Here is a 17,868-nt window from a genome sequence, read left to right as displayed (position 1 = left end):
TCTTACGACGTTTTTTGACAGATAGGGACGCAGGCAGCGAGTGGTGTAATATGTCGCAAAAATCGTGTTTCTTTTTCGCTGCTGACCAGAAATTCTTTCCTTTTGCCTGTCTGGCGGCGCGGCGTGTTCTAGATGTCTCGACGCCCGTAGACGGCTTTATTCTGCACACCGGCATCATCCCCAGTGAAGACCGGGATGCGGGCGAGCGTTTGCTCGGTGGGAAGATCGGCGTCATCGACGTAACGGAATTCATGGACGCGACGAACTACAACCGGGCGACGCATCCTTCGCTTGCGGCCTACATCAGGCTGTTTGCGGACAGATTGCCTGAATTCGAGTCGTACGACCGCATCGTCTATTCCGACGCCGATGTGCTTTTCAACCGATCGATAGCAGACCTCTGCAACACCCCGCTCAAAGCTCCATTGCTGGCCGCACACGACGAGCAAACCTACTTCGACGCGAAGTTCAGGAAACATCTGCCGGTGCAGCCTGGGGCGCCGAAATTCAATTCGGGTGTGCTGGTGTTCAACATGCCGCTGGTCAGGCGTGAGGGACTGCTGGAGCGTACGCGGGAGTTGGCGTCCGAGCATGTCTACGGAATGGACCAAGGCCCATTAAACGTGGCCTTCGAGGGCCGGTGGCAGACAATGCACCCGTTCTGGAACGTGATGACCAATTACACCAGCCAGATCCCTTTCAGCCGCTGCTACGCCCGCCACTTCGCCTGGGGCAAGCCCTGGGACCGTCCGCCCATCGGGGTCGAGGTCGAGGCCATGGCGATCTATCGCGATCTGGCGAAAGGCACGCCCTGGGCCGGCCGTTTCAGCAGCAGCTGGCCGGTCAAGAGAGGCATATTGAAAAACCTCGGCCGCAAGTTCGACGCCATCAGCGGGATTTTGCTGAACGACGAGAAGCGCAAGCGACGGGCGCGGTTCGACGCCGAAAAGGTCAGCGCCATCTTCGCCGATCACGCCGACAAGTCGATGCTGGCAGTGCAATACCCCGAGCGGGTTGCCGGCATCGCGAGATAGAGGAAATCCCGACAATCCGTCAGCAGGGCGGGGTCTTCCGAACTCGGCGGCGTTTCCGTCGGTTTAGCTTGCCGCCACCGCCCGGAACCCGCGCTGATGCCTGTATTCCAGCGCGATCGCGCCCCAGATCAGGCCAAGCAGCAGGTAGACATGGCGCCAGTGGTCGATGTCGATGAAAGTGCCGAGCCCGATATTGCCGATGAAAGCGACGTAGGCGCAGAGCAGATAGGGCTGCCACGGCCGGTCGCGCAAAAGGATGCGGAAGCCGGCGGCGATCGTCCACAGCGTCAGCGACAGGAACGAGACGAAGCCGAGCCAGCCATAATCCATCAACGTCTTCAGCCAGATGTCGTGCGTGTCTTCGCCGAAAATGGTGCCGAATACCAGCGGGCCGATGCCGAGCGGGTGTTCGAGCGCCATCTCGAAGCCGATCGTGTAGCGGGCGAAGCGGCCAAGGCGCGCCGTGTCGTAGCTCTGTTCGAGCTGGGCGCGGCTGGAGAACATCTCGCCGACGCCGGGCAGCTGCAGGATGACGATCATGGCGACCACCAGCAGGGTGACGACGGCAATGGTCATGATGATGACGCGCAGCCGGAACTTGCCGCTGTTGCTTTGCAGGAACAGGGCGCCGGTGAGCAGGATGGCCGAGACGGCGAACATGCCCCAGGCGCCGCGCGAGAAGGAGAAGAAAATGCCGGCGGTGATGATCAGCAGCGGCACCGCCAGAAGCGGCATGCGCGCGATCGAGCCGGTCAACAGGAGATAGAGCAGATAGATGCCGGGCAGCACCAGGAACGGCCCGAACACGTTCGGATCCTGGAAGGCGCCCTGGGCGCGGTCGTATCTGGTGAAGATTTCAGCGCCCGGGAAAGCGTGGAAATAGCCGGCAATGCCGAGCAGCGAGGTCACCACCGCGGAGACGACATAGGCGATGAAGATCAGCCGGTAGAGGCCGGGCTGCACCGCAGTCACCGACGAGAAGAACACCGCGGTGAAAGCGAGAAAAAGCGACACGGCGAGATAGAGCGGTGTGTTGGCGAGATCGGCCATCTGCGTCATGGCAATCATGCCGCCGATGTTCATCGTGATCAGCAGCACCAGCAGCGGCACGGCCGCGCGCGATATGCGCAGGCCAAACAGCCCCCACACCCCGATCAGCCCGACCATGAAAAGATCGTAAGGCGCCGGCTCGTCGATGACGAAGCCTGACAGGAAGACGCCGAAAAACACCGCGCCCGACGATATCAGCGCGATCAGCTTGGCATTGACCGCAGCCTGCGGCACATCATGGGAAATCGCGCTCAATAGGCGTTTTCCGTGTTGAGCAGCCGCAGCGGCGTCATGAGCAGGATGCGCAGATCGAACAGCATCGACCAGTTCTCGATGTAATAGAGGTCGTATTCCGTGCGCATGCGGATCTTCTCATTGGTGTCCATCTCGCCGCGCCAGCCATTGATCTGCGCCCAGCCGGTAACGCCGGGCTTGACCTTGTGGCGGGCGAAATAGCCGTCGACCACCTCATTGTAGAGAAGGTTGTGCGACTGCGCGGCAATCGCATGCGGGCGCGGGCCAACCAGTGACAGCGTGCCGAACAGCGAGTTGAAGAACTGCGGCAGCTCGTCGATCGAGCTCTTGCGGATGAAGCGGCCGACGCGGGTGACGCGCGGATCGTTCTTGGTCACCGTCTGCTTGGCGGTCGGGTCCGACCGGTCGGTATACATGGAGCGGAATTTGTAGACTTCGACGATCTCGTTGTTGAAGCCGTGCCGCTTCTGCTTGAACAGCACCGGACCCTTGCTGTCGAGCTTGATGGCGATGGCCGTCGCCAGCATCACCGGTGAGAACAGGACAATGCCGATCAGCGAGAAGACGATGTCGAAGGCGCGCTTGGCGACCGAATCCCAGTCGTTGATCGGCCTGTCGAAGATATCGAGCATCGGCACCGAGCCGATGTAGGAATAGGCGCGCGGGCGAAACTGCAAAGCGTTCGAATGCGCCGAGAGCCGGATGTCGACCGGCAGCACCCAGAGCTTCTTCAGCAGCTGCAGCACGCGCGTTTCGGCAGTCAGCGGCAGCGACACGATCAGCATGTCGATGCGCGCGATGCGAGCGAATTCCATCAGCTCCGAAATGGTGCCGAGCTTGGGATAGCCGGCCACGATCGGCGGCGAGCGCTTGTCGCCGCGGTCATCGAAGATGCCGCAGATGCGGATGTCGTTGTCTGGCTGCTTCTCGACCGAGCGGATCAGCATCTCGGCCGCCTTGCCGCCGCCGACGATGACGGCGCGGCGTTCCATGCGGCCGTTGCGCGCCCAGCGCCGGATCAGCTTCGACATCACCAGCCTGAGGCCGAACAGCAGAAGCAGGCCGACGACAAACCAGGTGCCGAACAGCAGACGCGAATAATCCTCCGACATTTTCATGATGAAGGCCGTCAGCGCCATCAGCGCGAAGGTGCCGGCCCAGACCATCAGCACGCGGCCGAGATTGGCGATCGGTCGCATCAAGGCGGAGATCTGGTAGCAATCGCTGACGTCGAGCAGCACCACGGCCACGAATGACGCCGCGGCAATGGTCAGCGGATATTGCCAGGCGAGATAGTTGAAGAAGCCGACAAAGTGGAAGTAGAGCGCGAGCCCCGACAGGAACAGCAAGCCGAATTCGACGATGCGCAATACGCCGCTGACCATGACCGGCGACATCGTATCGCGCCGGTATTGCGAGGCGACCTGGCGGGCAACACTGTTCATGCCGCCGGGCGTGGGGCTCTCGGCAGGACTGTCGAATTTGCGCACCGCATCGGCCGAAAAGCGGCGCGTGGGGTCGGTCTCGTTCATCGGGTTTCCCACAAGCTTCCGCGATGACGATAGCAGAAAGAGAGCTAAAAAAACCTTGAGAACAACTTGTGGTTTTGGACGGTCGTCTATCTGTTGAGCGCGGCGAAATAGGCCTTTTCGATTTCGGCGGCCATCACATCGGCGCCGAATCGCGCCCTGAGCCTGGCGGTGTCGGGCATGACGCGCCGGTATGCGTCGAGATCGCGCAGCGCTTCACCCACCTTGTCGCCGAGTTGGCGCGGATCGGGACGGATCAGGGCAGGGGATCCCTCACCGAAGATTTCGGGAATGCCGCCGACGGCCGTGGCGATCATCGGCCTGCCGGCGGCCAGCGTCTCCAGCACGATATAGGGCATGGCTTCCGCGCGCGACGGCACAACCACGAGGTCGGCCAGTGCAAAGGCCTCCCTGGCTGGCATAGGCGGCAAGAAGCGGACCTGTTTTCCGAGGCCCAGCCGTTTCACCTGCGCATGGTAGCGCGGCAGGTCGTCGCCATCGCCGACCATGACCGCGGTCAAGCGGCGCTCAAGCTGGGACCCGGCCAGCACCAGCGCGTCGATGAAAATGTCAGGCCCTTTGAGGTCGCGCATCATGCCGATGTAGAGCAGGTCGGCCGCGTCGGGCTGTGCGACCACCGGTTCGAACTCGGCGGCGCGCAGGCCGTTATAGACCAGCGTGTTCGGGATAGGCGGTTCGCCGACCTTCCTGCGATAGGTGCGCCGCTCATAGTCGGAGACGAACAGCAGGCAGTCGGTGAAGCGCGCCATGAAGCGCTCGAGCGCGAAGAACAGCTTCCCGGTCGTCGTCGTTTCATCATAGTGGAGGGAGCCGCCATGCGGCGAATAGAGGCGGGCTACGCGAGACCTAGATACCCGCAACAATGAGCCGAACAGACGGGCATAGGCGCCACCTTTGGCGCCATGTCCGTGCAACACGTCCGGCTGCAATTCCTTGATGATCCTGTAAGTGCGCCAGGCCGAGGCGAAGTCGCCCGGCCCGACATGGCGCTGCATCGGCGTGCGATGGATGCCGAGCGCCAGGCTGTCCTTCATCTGGTCGAACAGGCGTTCCTCGTATTCGCCGCCGGTGGTCGAATCGCAGACGATGCCGACAACATGTCCGGCGGCGAGCTGGGCCTCCGTCAGGTCGCGCACATGCCGGAAGATCCCGCCGACGGGTGAGCGAAAGCAGTGGACGATCCTGAGCTGGTCCGCCACGTTGATGTCAGAACAGGCGTTCGCGAACGTAGACCGTGTCGCCCGGCAGCAGCGGATCGGAGGTAACCACCCGGCCTGTCATCACCTTGCCGTTGATGTCGCGGGTGATGTCGACGCTTTCCTGGTTGGCGCGCGGCGAGAAACCGCCCGCAATCGCGATGGCCTTCTGCACGGTGAGGCCCGGCACGTAGGAATACTGGCCGGCGGCGCCCACTTCGCCCATGACGAAGATCGGCCGGTAGCGATCGATCTCGACCGACACGTCGGGGTCGCGCAGATAGCCTTGGCGCAGTTTGTCGGCGAGCGCTTTTTCCAGCTGCTGGGCCGTGTGGCCGCGCGCCGGCACCGCGCCGACCAGCGGGAAGGACATGTAGCCGGACTGATCGACACTGTAGGTGTTGGTCAGACCGTCCTGTTCGAACACGGTGACGCGGACACGGTCGCCGGCGCCGAGCCGATAGGGCTGGTCGAGTACCTCGTGGAAGGCCGCCGGCGTCGGCCGGTAGCTGGAGCAGCCGGCGAGCATCGACACGGCCAGCAGAGCGCGAAACAGACCAGCAGCGCTTTTCATGATCGGACACACACCTTCGTCGCTATGGCCGCCAGGACACGGCGGCAAACCTTAAGGATCTGGGTTCGTTATCATCCTGTTAGGGTTAATGGCCGGTAAAGGGACGCGGCCGATTTGGCGGCAATCGACAAAAAGCCGTATAGTTTTGCTGGCTTTGTTTACCGGATGTCAGCAAACCCTAACAGCTGCTTACCGCGATCTTAACGGCTGAGTTACCATAGTTGTTTACGCTACCATCTAGCCTCATGTCCGGAGCAGGAATGCATGTCCGACCAGTCCGCGGCCGCAGATGTCGATGTCGACCTGAGACAGCTCTTCGCCAGCCTGGCGCGGAACTGGCTGCGCATTCTTGTGATCACGCTTCTCGTCACTGGTCTCGCCTTCGCGTTCGCGTGGCTTGCCACGCCGCATTATAAGGCCACGACGCAGCTGAAAATCCAGTTGAGCGAATCGGCCTATACGCGGCCTGCCGGTACCAATGAAGACGACAAACCTGTGCTCGATGCGGAAGGTGTAGCAACCGAGGTTCAGGTCATTTCCTCGTCCGACATTCTCAAGCAGGTGGCTGCCGACCTTAAGCTGGGCGACAAGCCCGAGTTCAACGATGCGCTCGGCATGTCGCCGGTCACCCGGCTCCTGGTCATTGCCGGGCTGAAGAGCGATCCGGAAGAAATTCCGCTCGAAGAGCGCGTGCTGACGAAGATGCGCGACAAGCTCAATGTTTATGGCGTGGAAAAGACCCGCGTCATCGCCGTCGAATTTTCCTCTGAAGATCCCCAGCTTGCCGCCGACATTCCGAACGCCATTGCTAAGGCCTACCTGGCCTACCAGGCGGATGCCAAGACCAAGTCGAACGCCGCCGCGACCGCCTTCCTCGGGCCGGAAATCGACGATCTGCAGAAGCAGGTCAGGGATGCAGAGGCCAAGGTCGCGGCCTTCCGCTCCGCCCAGTCGGACCTGTTGATGGCTGGCAACAATTCGGTGCTGGCGACGCAGCAATTGTCCGAGCTATCGACCGAACTGTCGCGTGTGCGCGCCAGCCGCGCTTCGGCCGAGGCAACGGCCGAAAGGGTGCGCCAGGCTTTGCAGAATGGCGGTTCGCTGGACGCTGTACCCGAAGTGCTGTCTTCCGATCTGATCCAGCGGCTGCGTGAGCGTCAGATCGAGCTCAGAACCAACATCGCCGATCTTTCCACCACCTTGCTCGACAACCATCCCCGCCTGCGGGCGATGAGGTCGCAGCTTGCCGATCTCGACGGCCAGATCCGCAACGAAGCGCAAAAAATCATGCGCGGGTTGCTGACGCAGGCGCAGACCGCCCAGGCGCGCGAAAACCAGCTGATATCGGACGTCAACAAGCTGAAAGCGGCGTCGTCGCGGGCCGGCGAGGAGCAGGTCCAGCTGGATGCGCTGCAGCGCGAGGCGAACGTCCGGCGCCAGCAGCTTGAATCCTATATGGCGAGCTTCCGCGAAGTGTCCTCGCGCAAGAATTACCTGCCGGTCGATGCCAGCGTGTTTTCCGAGGCGCGCGTGCCGTCGGAACCCTATTTCCCCAAGCTCGTGCCGATCGTCGGCGCCGCCTTCGTCGGCTCGCTGCTGCTGATGTCGGTCATCACGCTGCTGCAGGAGCTGTTTTCCGGCCGCGCCATGCGTCCGGCCCCAGGGGCCCGCTTGGACCGCATCGAACAGGTTGCGATGCCGGCAATGTCGGCGCCGGTCGTCGACCCGGAACCGGCCGCAGTCGTGGCCGAGGAGGTGGTCGATCAGCGGACGGCCATGGAGTCTGAACTGGCGCCCGAGCCGGAGCAGGAGCCGGCTCCTTCAGTGCTGGAAGGAGCAGCGGCTGCCGATCCAGAACCGCAATCCGAGCGGGTACGCTCCAGCCTTGGCGAGATCGATGTCGAGAAGGCGGCGGAAAAGCTGATCGCCAGCGGTGCTGCGCGCGCCATCTTCGTGTCGCCCGAAGGCGATGAGGCGGCTGCATCGGCAGTGCTGGTAGCGCGCGAAGTCTCCGACGCTGGCCTGCGTGTGCTGCTGCTCGATCTCACGGCGTCAGGTGCCGCCTCGCGGCCGATGCTGGACAGCGGACTTTTCCCCGGCATCACCAATCTGCTGGCTTCGGAAGCGCAGTTCAGCGACGTCATTCACGCTGACCTCTATTCCGACTGCCATGTCGTTCCCGTCGGCACCGCCGATCCGGTTCGCGCCATGCGCGCCGCCGACCGGCTGCCGATCATCATGCAGTCGCTGACCACTGCCTATGATCTGGTCATTGTCGAATGCGGACCGGCCGATGCGCAAGGCATCAGCCGACTGGTCGGCGACAGCACTGAGGTCTTCATGTCCATGCTGCAGGCGGACGATGAGGTGGCGCAGGCCGCCGTCGAGCTGATCGAAAGCGGCTATCCCGACCTCACTCTGGTGACGCCGATCGGCCACGAGACGCCGGGTAACCCCGTGCCGGGACGACGTAGCGCCGCCTGAGACATCAGACAATTCGACTTAGGCGGCGCTACTACGGATCGGCTCGTCCATCGCCCGCCGGCTCCCGAAAAACCAAGCCTGTCAGTCGGCGCCGGGATCTACCCCAACTCCAGGGTCGTCACGCCAAATATTCGTCGCGAGTCGACCTTCGGAGGCGGGCCCTTGTACATGCGCGTGGTGGTGAAGGTCGGCCTGAAACCAATTGCTGAAAGCGCCGTGGTGAAATCGAAATTTTCGGCAGGAACGTCGATATGCAGGTCGCCACCTTCGCATGCGGCAGCCAGACTGCCCATGAGCTGCATCGCCGTCTCGGTGTCGTCGGCAAACAGCGGGCCGATCTTGTAACCCGAACGGCAGGGACGAGCCACGGCGTAGCCTATGGTGCCGAGTGAACTGATCGCGGCGAACCCGCAATGCGGCGGCTGCGCCCAGCGGTGCAGGAAGGCTCGTCGAGGCGCGGGGAAACAGCGGGCGTCATAGGCGATGATGTCGGGCACGAGTTGCGTGGTTATCATGCGCACCCCTTCGCTTCGGACGGGCGGGGTCGCGATACGGCCGCTGAAGCGGATGGTTTCGTACGCCGAGCTGAATCCCGTGCGGCGATAATTCGCCAGCTGCGCGGCGACCCCGTCGAGGCCGACCGTTCGGCCGGCCAGCCTGGCCATGCCCGCATTCCAGACTGCTTTGCCATGGCCTTTGCCGCGCATGTCTGGTCGGCAGATGTAGAGACCGATGAAACCGAAGTTGCCGCCATAGGCGACAGCCGAGATGGCGGCGGTCATCTCGTTGCCGACAAAAGCGCCGATGAACCCTTCAGGATCGGTTGGCCGGAACGCGGCGGCATCATCAAGGCCAGGGTTCCAGCCTTCAGCCGCCGCCCAGTCGATGAGAACGGTCAGTTCCGGCGGAGACAATGCGCGGACGGTAGGCTTCATAGCGTTCACTCCGCGGCGACCACCCCCGGCGAGAAGGATTTCAGCACGCCGCGATAGGGCTTGGCCAGCGGACTGGCATAGGAGCCGCGCTTCGAGGTCGACAGGCCCAATGCGATCAGCGCCTCGGCCTGTTTGAGGGCGGCGCCGACGCCGTCGATGACGGGCAGGTCGAACTCTTGCTGCAACCGGTGTGCCAGGTCGGCCATGCCGGCGCAGCCGAGCACGATGGCCTCGGCGCGGTCTTCCGCTATGGCGCGGGCGATCTCGGCGCGCAGTTTCTCGACAGCGCCGGAAGCAGCGTCTTCAAGCGAGAGTACGGGAATGTCGGCGGCGCGCACGCGGGCACGCCCGGCCATGCCATAGCGCTGCACCAGCCCCTCGACAGGGACACGCGAGCGTTCGGTGGTCGTCACCACTGTGAATCGCTGGGCAATGTAGGAGGCGACACCGAGTGCGGCCTCGCAGATGCCGATGACCGGAATGGAGGCCATGGCGCGTGCCGCATCCAGGCCGGTATCGTCGAAGCAGGCGATGATGGCGGCCTGAGCCCCGGCACGTTCGCCGGCGGCGATCTCCATCAAAAGGCCGGGCACGGCCAATGCCTCGTCATAATAGCCCTCGATCGAGGCCGGGCCCATCGAGGAGGTGACCGCGATCACCTCGGTCCCGGCGCCGGCAACGCCGCGCGCCGCCGCCGCGATCGTCTCGGTCATGCTCGCCGTCGTGTTGGGGTTCACCACCAGTATCTGCACAATCAAACCCTGGCCCGCCTGCGGCCAACATAGAGGATGGCGCCCAGTGTGGCCAGGATCACCAGGAAGGAGAACACGGTGGTCACCGTGCCCAGCGCGTAGAGCACCGGCGTCGTGACATTGGTGGTCATGCCGTAGATCTCGAGCGGCAGCGTGTTGAAGGTGCCCGACGTCATCAGCGTGCGGGCGAACTCGTCATAGGACAGCGTGAAGCCGAACAGGCCGACGCCGATCAGGCTCGGCGCGATCATCGGCAGCACGACATGGGCGAAGGTCTGCCAGGAGTTGGCGCCCAGGTCACGCGCGGCTTCCTCATAGGCGGGCGAGAAGCGGTTGAAGACGGCGAACATGATGAGCACGCCGAAGGGCAAGGTCCAGGTCAGGTGCGCGCCGAAGGCCGATGTGTACCAGGCTGGGCGGAAGCCGACCTGCTGGAAGACGACGCCGATGCCGAGCGAAATGATGATCGAGGGTACTACGAGGCTGGCGACCGCCAGGTAGAACAAAGCGGTGGCGCCACGAAATTTTTGCCGGAAAGCGAGCCCTGCCAGCAGCGACACGACGACGGTGACGATCATCACCATAAGGCCGAGCACGAGCGAGCGCTTGAAGCTGCCGCCGAAATCGCCGACCGCCTGGCGCTCGAACAGATTGGCGAACCAGTGCAGCGACACGCCATTGAGCGGGAAGGTGAGGCCGCCGGTCTCGCCTTGGAAAGAAAGGATCAGGATCGCCGACAGCGGGCCGTAGAGGAACAGCACGAACAGAGTGAAGAAGACCGCAAGCACATAGAATTCGAGGGTGCGTTTTTCGTGGCTCACCTCAAAGCTCCTTGCGGATGTCGACGATGCGCAGGATGCCCGCGACCATCAACAGTACCAACACCAGCAACACTACGGCATTGGCGGCGGCTGCGGGATACTGCAGCAGCGACATCTGGTTCTTCATCATCAGTGCGACCGACGCGCTCTGGCCGCCCGACATCACCTGCACAGTGGAGAAATCGGCCATCACCAGCGTGACGACGAAGATGGTGCCGATCGCCATGCCGGGCCTGGCCAGCGGGATGACGACGTTCCACAAGACCTGCCAGCCGGACGCGCCGGCATCGCGCGCGGCCTCGACCAGCGAGCGGTCGATGCGCATCAACGTGTTGAAGATCGGCGTTACCATGAACAGCGTGTAGAGATGCACCATGGCCAGCACCACGGCGAATTCCGAATAGAGCAGCCATTCGATGGGTTTTGGCACCAGCCCCAATTGCACCAGCGTCGAGTTGATCAACCCATTGCGGCCAAGCACCGGGATCCACGAGATCATGCGGATGATGTTGGAGGTCAGGAACGGCACCGTGCAGACAAGGAACAGCACCATCTGCATGGCGGTGGTGCGGATATGGAAGGCGAGGAAATAGGCGACCCAGAAGCCGATGAACAAGGTCAGAGCCCAGACGATGGCAGCGAATTTGATGGTGTTGAGATAGGTCTTCCAGGTGACCCATGATCCCAGCACGTCGGAATAGTTCGTCGTCAGGAAATCCGGATACATGGCGGCGAAGTCGTAGTCCCAGAAGGAGACGACGACGATCATGATGATTGGCAAGAGCAGGAACGCACCGAGGATGACCGCCAGCGGCGCCGATTGCAAATAGGGCGTGACGGCGCCAAGGGAGACGCGGCGGCGTCTGGCGGGCTTGGCTGCTGCGATGGCGGGGCGTTCGAGCGCGACTGTCATTGGGAAAATCCTCCGCGTGATCGCGATGACTTGCGATCCTTCGCGCCCCCCTCTGTCCTGCCGGACATCTCCCCCACGAGCGGGGAGATCGAACTCTCATAACGGCCTTCGCCAAACTCCAACGTTGCTAACGAAGAGCCGGCCATGACGCTGCCAATCTCCCCCCAAGTGGGGGAGATGTCCGGCAGGACAGAGGGGGGCGCGAAGGATCGCAACATCACAGTGAACGCGTCCGCTCTACGCCGCGATGAATTCGTTCCAGCGCTTCACCATGTAGCGGTCCTCGTCCATGACCGAGTTCCAGCAGGCGACTTTGCCCATACGCTCTTCGAACGAGCCGCCGTCGCGCACGGCGCCGGCCTTTTCCATGACGGTGCCGTCCGGCGCCTTGATCTCGCCCTTGGCCGGCTTGCCTTCGATCCAGTAGCCCCATTCGTCCTCGGACATGAACTTCTTGGCCGAGACCATATTGGCGGAATAGTAGCCCTGGCGGTTGAGATAGCCGCCGACCCAGCCCGACGTATACCAGTTGATGTATTCGTAGGCGGCGTCGAGCTCGGCGCCCTTGAGATGGGCGGCAAGGCCAAGGCCGCCGCCCCATGAGCGATAGCCCTCCTTGAGCGGCTGGAAGCGGCATGCGATGCCTTTGGAGCGCACGGCAGCGACGGCCGGCGACCACATAGACTGGATGACCACTTCGCCCGATGCCATCAGGTTGACGCTCTCGTCGAACGACTTCCAGAAGGCGCGGAACTGGCCGGCCTGCTTGGCCTTGATGAGGAAGTCGATCGTCTTGTCGATCTCTTCCTTGGTCATGTTGCCCTTGTCGGCATATTTGATGTTGCCTGTGGCCTCCATGATCATGGCCGCATCCATGATGCCGATGGACGGGATGTTGAGGATCGCGGTCTTGCCCTTGAAGGCCGGGTCCATGATGTCGGCCCAGGTGGTGATGTCGCGGCCGACGAGGTCGGGCCGGATGCCTAGCGTATCGGCGTTGTAGATCGTCGGCACCATGGTGAACCACTTGGTCGGCGCCTTGGCGAAGGTCTTTGAGTCCTGCGCTTCGACATAGCCGACCGTGTGCGGCGCGGTACCCTGGGCAATGATGCTGTCGGGCGTCAGCTTGCCGGTTTTGAACAACGGCACCAGTTCGTCGTAGTATTTAAGCTTACTGACATCCATCGGCTGCAGCACGCCGCTCGGGAACACCTTCTTGCAGATCCAGTATTCGATGTCGGCGATGTCATAGCTGTCGGGCTGGGTCACGGCGCGCTGGGCGGCCGCGTCCGAATCGGTCGCCGTCATTTCCAGCGTGATGCCGAGGTCGGCCTTGCACTTGTCGGCGATCGCGTTCAGGTTCGACACGCCGGTGCCGAACTGGCGCAGCGTGATGTTGGACTGCGCCCAGATGGTCGGGAAGCCTGTAATGGCGCCCGAGCCTGCGGCGAGGCCGACGGCGGCCGCACCTGTCTTGAGCAACGAACGGCGCGAAATTCCGGTCTTTGTTTCTACTGTTTTTGTCATTCCTATTTCCCTGTTTTTGTTTTGCTTCGTTGAATTCATGAATGAAGGCGGCCGAGGACGATGGCGTCCTCGGAATCCCAGGCGAGCGGTACGGCGTCGCCAAGGGCGACGGGTTTGGCGAAGAAGTCGGAATCGTCGATGATAACGGTGAAATCGTCGATGCCGCCGCCGGTGACCGACAGCTTCACCGTGGCGCCGCGATATTCGATGTTGGAGACGATGCCGGTGAAGCCGAGGCCGGGAGAGGGTGCTTCGCCGATGCGCACATGGTCGGTGCGGATGGCGATGTCGATCGGCGTGCCCACCTCCTGGCCCGCCTCCCGGCCTTGCCCGCGGGCGGCGAGCGAGGCGCCACCATTGACGTCGAAGACGACCATGCCGTCGCGCGCGCCGGTGACCCGGCCGGAGATGACATTGTGGTCGCCCATGAAGCGCGCGACGAAGGCGGTGGCCGGCCTTTCGAACACATCTCGTGGCGGCGCAGCCTGTTCGATGCGGCCGTCATTCATCACCACGATCAGGTCCGCCAATGCCATGGCCTCCTCCTGACTGTGGGTGACGTGGACAAAGGTGATGCCGAGCGAGGTCTGCAATTTCTTCAGCTCGGCGCGCATGCGTATCTTCAGGAACGGGTCGAGTGCCGACAGCGGCTCGTCGAGCAGCAGCGCCTCGGGATCGGTGATCAGAGCGCGGGCGAGTGCAACACGCTGCTGCTGGCCGCCGGAAAGCTGCGCCGGCCGGCGCGTCGCATAGGCCTCCATCTGCATCAGCTTGAGCATGTCGAGCGCCTTGGCACGGCGCTGCTCCTTGTCGACGCCCTTCATCTTCAGGCTGAAGGCGACATTGTCGACAAGGTCGAGATGCGGAAACAGCGCATAGGACTGGAACATCATCGCCGTGCCACGCTTTGCCGGCGGCAGGTCGGTGACGACAATGTTGCCGAGGCGGACATCGCCCGACGAAATGCTTTCGTGGCCGGCGATCATGCGCAGCGTCGAGGTCTTGCCGCAGCCGGAGGGGCCAAGCAGGCAGCAATAGGTGCCTGCCGGTATTTTCAGGCTGATGGCCTCGACGGCAGTCGTCGTTCCGTACACTTTCGAAACGGAGACGATGTCGATCTCGGCGGCTTTGGACATTCAGGCTTCCCCGTTTGGTCGCATTAACCAATGCATTATGCGTGCCAATCGGCGGCAATCGGCCCAAGCGTTTGAATCGACAGCGAAATCGGGGTTCTTGCCCACTGCCTAGCCGGTAGGCTATCTTGTGCATTGCACAAATTATGGGCGATTGTGCGCGATCTGCACAAGAATCGTATGCAATCTTTTTTGGCTTCGTGTCCACTTTGCCTCTCGTGCGCAGGCGACGAGTCGCGCTAGAAGAGGCTGGGAACCATCATCGCCATGAACATTGCCGATCAGATCCATTCCGCCGACAGCGCCAACCAGGATCGCGCCCAGGCGATTCGCGACAATCTGCGGGACGCCATCGTCGACCGTCGGCTGACGCCCGGCACCAAGCTGTCGGAAGGCGAGGTCGGCACGCTGTTCGACGTCTCGCGCACCGTCGCGCGCGCGGCGCTGCAGATGCTGTCCTTCGAGGGGCTGGTGCGTACCGAGCGCAACCGTGGCGCCTTCGTCGCCAACCCTTCGCCCGAGGAAGCGCGCCAGGTGTTCGCATCGCGCCGGCTGATCGAGCCGGGCATAGCCATTGCCGCCTGTGGGCGGGTCACAGCCACCGATATCGCTGCGTTCCGCGCGCAGCTCGACGAGGAAGGCCGCTTCATCGCCGAGCGCGGCCCAACCGCCCGGCGCTCCGAAATCAAGGCGTCGGGCGATTTCCATCTGCTGCTCGCCTCCGTCGCCGGCAATGCCATCCTGCAGCGCTTCATGGAGGAGCTAGTGGCGCGTTCGTCGCTGGTCATCGCCCTTTACGGACGATCCGGCGTGTCGGCCTGCGGACACAGTGAGCACACGGAAATGGTCGGCGCGCTGGAAAGCGGCGATTGCGGGTTGGTGAGCCGGCTGATGCTGCACCATATCGACCACATCGAGGCAGATCTCGACCTGCGGGTCAGGGCCGGCCCGGCGCTCCGCGAAGCGCTGAATTTCTGAACGCTAGTTTTCGTCGTCCGTGGGAGCGGGCGCTGCCTGTCCGGCGGCCTTGCGGCGCAGCATCTTGGTCAGCTTCCAGACCGTCGGGTTGTTCTTGATGAAGGCTTTCGCCCGTGCGCCCTGCCGCAGCGCCGACGCCAGGGCGCGTCCCTTCAGCGTCAGGGGCGCCAGCACCTCGAAATGCTGGGTCTCGATATCGCACCAGAGCCGCTTGTAGGGCTCGTCGCCGACCGAGAAATCATAGACATCGAAGCCTGTTTGGCAGGCTTCCTCGATGATGTCGAAGAAAAGGAAATCGCCGGGGCTGGTGTGGCCGAGATCGTCCTCGGCGATGGCGCCGAATTCGCAGATCAGGCGTTTGCCCGAGCGGCTCGAGCCGGTGATTGCACGCAGCTTGCCGGCCACTTCGAGCCCATGCAGCACAAAGGCCGGTTTCTCCTCGGCCAGCGCGCCGGCGAAGAGGGCACGGAAGAAAGCCCGCACCTCCGGCTCGCCGAAGACATTGGCGATGCCCATCTTGGCGAAGCGGAACTCCTTCATCTCGAAGAAAGCGTCGAGCAGCCGGTTCACGTCTTCGGGTGTCTGCGCCTCGATGCGGCGATGAACGCCGACCGCCTCGAATTTTCGTGTCTGCGAACGGTGCTTCTTGCGCTTGCGCTTGCCGCCCACACGCGACAGCAGCGCATCGAAACCACCGTCGAGATTGACGGCGAGCGACAGGTTTGGGCTCGGAAAGTTGGAGAACGCCACCAGCGGATTGGCAACGCCATCGAGGTCGGGCAGAAGCCTTTCCAAGGCAACGAGATCGATGTCGGGACGCGCCTTGCCGATCGCCGTCACCAGCCTGCGGATCCCCCCAGCATCTGCCTTTGCCAGCCATGCCGGATCGGCGGCGGCGAAATTGCCGTTGGCATGGCGCCCGCCCATGAAGCGGGCGACGCGGAATGGACCAGTTCGCGTGATTTCCAGTGCCAGTGCAAAGACCGGCCTGTCCTCGATTGTCAGCGTGGCAATGACGGCATCGGGATTAGCCTGCGCCGTCCAGGCACGAACCCAGTCCGCGCTTTGCGCCGGCGCAAACAGCGCCGAACGGCAGAATTCGCCGTAAGAGGCGAGCGCGGCAGCATCTGCGATCGACACCGACAGACTGGTCTGGTCGGCAGCCGGCGTGCGCGCAGACGCCTTGCTTGCGGCGAGCCGATTGCCGTCAAATGACGCGGTGGCGTCAACCATACCTCAATCCTTAAGGCGTATTCGTCGCGATCAGGAGTTCGCGTCGGCGCGTTCCGTGCTTGGATCGAGCCTAGGCGCAAAAGGTGAATGAATGATCGACGGTGGTGAGGCAGTTCGGAAACTGGCGCTTAATATCGCCCGCTTTACCGGCCTTGCACCGCTGGCCAAGCCGTTTGTCGGCGGCATTGGCGCCATCCTCATGTTGCATCGGGTCACCGCCACGCCGGAGAAGCCGGACGGCGTTAACCGCCACCTCAACATCGCCCCGCGATTCCTCGACGCTCTCGTCGCCGACATGAAGTCGAGGGGCTATGCCTTCGTCACCCTCGACGAGGCGATCGAGCGCATCAAGGCCGGCGGCAAGGACGGCCAGTTCGCCACCATCACCGCCGACGACGCCTATCGCGACAACATGACCGAAGCGCTGCCAGTGCTCGAAAAGCACGACGCGCCGATCACCATCTATGTCGCGCCGGGTCTGATCGACGGCAGCGCCGATTTATGGTGGGACGTGGTCGAGGATATCGTCAACGCGCGGGAGCGTTTGACGCTGGCGACGCCGAAGGGGCCGGTGACCATAGACTGCTCGACCCACAGCAAGAAACTCCACGCCAATGCGCGTCTGCATGCCTATCTGACGCTCGAGGTGCGCGAGGAGGATCAGCGCGCCGTGCTGCGCGATCTGGCGCGCTCGAACGGCATCGACCTCGATGGCTTGCGCCCAAGCACGCTGATGACTTGGGACGATATCCGCGCCGTGGCCGGGCACAGGCTGGTGACGATCGGCGCGCATACGGTCAACCACCGCAATCTGAAGCGGCTCGACGAAGCCGATGCGCGCCATGAGATCGTCGACGTCAGGCGCCAACTGCAGGCGCAGCTCGGCGAAGACCCCCGTCATCTCGCTTACCCCTATGGTTACGCCAGCGCTGTCGGCTGCCGCGAAGTGGGCTTTGCCCGCGACGCCGGCTACGCCTCGGCGGTGACCACTCGCCACGGCGTGCTGCACGCCGAGCACGCCGGCTTCCTGCACGCGCTGCCGCGCATTTCGATCAACGGCCGCTACCAGAGCGTCGCCCATATCCGCACCATGTTGTCGGGCGTGACGACGCCGCTGGCCAATGCCGGCAAAATGGTCGTCACCATCTAACCTGGGTCGGGCGCTTCAGCCTTTCGGCGGCGGCTCCAGGATCAGCCATTTGATGATGCCCATCGCCGGCAGCACCCAGAACAGGCCGCTGAACAGGAAGAACAGGAAATGCACCAGCGGGCTGGATTGCGACAGCTGCGCGACCGCTATGATCGACGCGACCAGCGCATAGATGATGACCAGCGCCACCAGCAGGAAGGTTCCGATCAGCTTTTTCAGGCGGATGGGCATGAGGCGTTCTCGTTGATCGCCTTCGCTTAGGCCCAACCGCGCGCCTGTGCAA

The 17,868-nt window shown here is 63.0% G+C and carries 16 protein-coding genes; 4 read left to right on the top strand and 12 right to left on the bottom strand.

The features are described from left to right. Positions 1-14 precede the first annotated feature (14 nt). On the top strand, positions 15-1,034 hold the full coding sequence (locus X730_RS154560; RefSeq protein WP_196814812.1) for a glycosyltransferase: 1,020 nt from the start codon (positions 15-17) through the stop codon (positions 1,032-1,034). A 63-nt stretch (positions 1,035-1,097) separates the two neighbouring features. Here the strand turns inward: X730_RS154560 and X730_RS154565 are convergent, their stop codons facing one another. The 4 genes from X730_RS154565 to X730_RS154580 form a co-directional block, all read right to left on the bottom strand. Continuing rightward, positions 1,098-2,339, bottom strand: a complete 1,242-nt coding sequence (locus tag X730_RS154565; RefSeq protein ID WP_023826061.1) for an O-antigen ligase family protein — start codon at positions 2,337-2,339, stop codon at positions 1,098-1,100. Then, positions 2,336-3,871, bottom strand: a complete 1,536-nt coding sequence (locus X730_RS154570) for an undecaprenyl-phosphate glucose phosphotransferase (protein ID WP_023826060.1) — start codon at positions 3,869-3,871, stop codon at positions 2,336-2,338. The genes X730_RS154565 and X730_RS154570 overlap by 4 nt, the downstream gene beginning before the upstream one ends. An 86-nt stretch (positions 3,872-3,957) precedes the next feature. Continuing rightward, complete coding sequence (locus X730_RS154575) at positions 3,958-5,088, bottom strand: glycosyltransferase (protein WP_023823256.1); 1,131 nt, start codon at positions 5,086-5,088, stop codon at positions 3,958-3,960. A 7-nt stretch (positions 5,089-5,095) separates the two neighbouring features. Then, on the bottom strand, positions 5,096-5,659 hold the full coding sequence (locus X730_RS154580; protein ID WP_023669390.1) for a polysaccharide biosynthesis/export family protein: 564 nt from the start codon (positions 5,657-5,659) through the stop codon (positions 5,096-5,098). 264 nt (positions 5,660-5,923) lie between these two features. Here X730_RS154580 and X730_RS154585 point away from each other — a divergent pair, with 264 nt between their 5' ends. Continuing rightward, positions 5,924-8,143 (top strand): exopolysaccharide transport family protein, encoded by a 2,220-nt coding sequence (locus X730_RS154585; RefSeq protein ID WP_023826059.1) that lies wholly within the window; start codon positions 5,924-5,926, stop codon positions 8,141-8,143. A gap of 98 nt (positions 8,144-8,241) precedes the next feature. On the opposite strand, the gene X730_RS154590 is transcribed toward X730_RS154585, so the two are convergent. The 6 genes from X730_RS154590 to X730_RS154615 all read right to left on the bottom strand — a co-directional run bounded on the left by X730_RS154590 (position 8,242) and on the right by X730_RS154615 (position 14,227). Further along, positions 8,242-9,078, bottom strand: coding sequence for a GNAT family N-acetyltransferase (locus tag X730_RS154590; RefSeq protein WP_050588092.1), 837 nt, complete (start codon positions 9,076-9,078; stop codon positions 8,242-8,244). A gap of 5 nt (positions 9,079-9,083) precedes the next feature. Beyond that, a complete protein-coding gene (locus tag X730_RS154595; RefSeq protein WP_023700526.1) occupies positions 9,084-9,830 on the bottom strand; it encodes an aspartate/glutamate racemase family protein in 747 nt (248 codons plus the stop codon). Positions 9,831-9,832: 2 nt separating this feature from the next. Next, a complete protein-coding gene (locus tag X730_RS154600) occupies positions 9,833-10,651 on the bottom strand; it encodes an ABC transporter permease (RefSeq protein WP_023669394.1) in 819 nt (272 codons plus the stop codon). Between the two features lies 1 nt (position 10,652). Beyond that, positions 10,653-11,564, bottom strand: a complete 912-nt coding sequence (locus X730_RS154605) for an ABC transporter permease (protein ID WP_023826058.1) — start codon at positions 11,562-11,564, stop codon at positions 10,653-10,655. 237 nt (positions 11,565-11,801) lie between these two features. After that, positions 11,802-13,091 carry a PotD/PotF family extracellular solute-binding protein gene (locus X730_RS154610; protein ID WP_023689479.1) on the bottom strand — a complete coding sequence of 430 codons (1,290 nt, stop codon included), beginning with the start codon at positions 13,089-13,091 and terminating at the stop codon, positions 11,802-11,804. A 35-nt stretch (positions 13,092-13,126) separates the two neighbouring features. After that, positions 13,127-14,227: an ABC transporter ATP-binding protein gene (locus X730_RS154615; protein WP_023689478.1), complete on the bottom strand. Its 1,101-nt coding sequence runs from the start codon at positions 14,225-14,227 to the stop codon at positions 13,127-13,129. Between the two features lie 264 nt (positions 14,228-14,491). Between X730_RS154615 and X730_RS154620 the strand changes: the two genes are divergently transcribed. Further along, positions 14,492-15,202, top strand: a complete 711-nt coding sequence (locus tag X730_RS154620) for a GntR family transcriptional regulator (RefSeq protein ID WP_023669398.1) — start codon at positions 14,492-14,494, stop codon at positions 15,200-15,202. A gap of 3 nt (positions 15,203-15,205) precedes the next feature. On the opposite strand, the gene X730_RS154625 is transcribed toward X730_RS154620, so the two are convergent. Further along, positions 15,206-16,435, bottom strand: coding sequence for a GNAT family N-acetyltransferase (locus tag X730_RS154625; protein WP_023669399.1), 1,230 nt, complete (start codon positions 16,433-16,435; stop codon positions 15,206-15,208). Positions 16,436-16,526: 91 nt separating this feature from the next. On the opposite strand from X730_RS154625, the gene X730_RS154630 reads away from it, so the two are divergent. After that, positions 16,527-17,585, top strand: coding sequence for a polysaccharide deacetylase family protein (locus tag X730_RS154630; RefSeq protein WP_023742829.1), 1,059 nt, complete (start codon positions 16,527-16,529; stop codon positions 17,583-17,585). A 15-nt stretch (positions 17,586-17,600) separates the two neighbouring features. Here X730_RS154630 and X730_RS154635 read toward each other — a convergent pair whose 3' ends face one another. Continuing rightward, positions 17,601-17,816, bottom strand: a complete 216-nt coding sequence (locus X730_RS154635) for a DUF2842 domain-containing protein (protein ID WP_023669401.1) — start codon at positions 17,814-17,816, stop codon at positions 17,601-17,603. Positions 17,817-17,868: the final 52 nt, after the last annotated feature.

This window comes from Mesorhizobium sp. L103C131B0, assembly GCF_000502275.1.
Classification (GTDB): Bacteria; Pseudomonadota; Alphaproteobacteria; order Rhizobiales; family Rhizobiaceae; genus Mesorhizobium.
The sequence above is the reverse complement of the archived record's forward strand: the minus strand, read 5'-3'. Positions and strand labels throughout refer to the sequence as shown.

Bases quoted from the DNA above. Each gene is read 5' to 3' on its own strand.
- X730_RS154570 (WP_023826060.1), bottom strand. From the start codon at position 3,871: ATGAACGAGACCGACCCCACGCGCCGCTTTTCGGCCGATGCGGTGCGC.
- X730_RS154580 (WP_023669390.1), bottom strand. From the start codon at position 5,659: ATGAAAAGCGCTGCTGGTCTGTTTCGCGCTCTGCTGGCCGTGTCGATG.
- X730_RS154585 (WP_023826059.1), top strand. From the start codon at position 5,924: ATGTCCGACCAGTCCGCGGCCGCAGATGTCGATGTCGACCTGAGACAG.
- X730_RS154590 (WP_050588092.1), bottom strand. From the start codon at position 9,078: ATGAAGCCTACCGTCCGCGCATTGTCTCCGCCGGAACTGACCGTTCTC.
- X730_RS154605 (WP_023826058.1), bottom strand. From the start codon at position 11,564: ATGACAGTCGCGCTCGAACGCCCCGCCATCGCAGCAGCCAAGCCCGCC.
- X730_RS154610 (WP_023689479.1), bottom strand. From the start codon at position 13,091: ATGACAAAAACAGTAGAAACAAAGACCGGAATTTCGCGCCGTTCGTTG.
- X730_RS154615 (WP_023689478.1), bottom strand. From the start codon at position 14,227: ATGTCCAAAGCCGCCGAGATCGACATCGTCTCCGTTTCGAAAGTGTAC.
- X730_RS154620 (WP_023669398.1), top strand. From the start codon at position 14,492: ATGAACATTGCCGATCAGATCCATTCCGCCGACAGCGCCAACCAGGAT.
- X730_RS154625 (WP_023669399.1), bottom strand. From the start codon at position 16,435: ATGGTTGACGCCACCGCGTCATTTGACGGCAATCGGCTCGCCGCAAGC.
- X730_RS154630 (WP_023742829.1), top strand. From the start codon at position 16,527: ATGATCGACGGTGGTGAGGCAGTTCGGAAACTGGCGCTTAATATCGCC.
- X730_RS154635 (WP_023669401.1), bottom strand. From the start codon at position 17,816: ATGCCCATCCGCCTGAAAAAGCTGATCGGAACCTTCCTGCTGGTGGCG.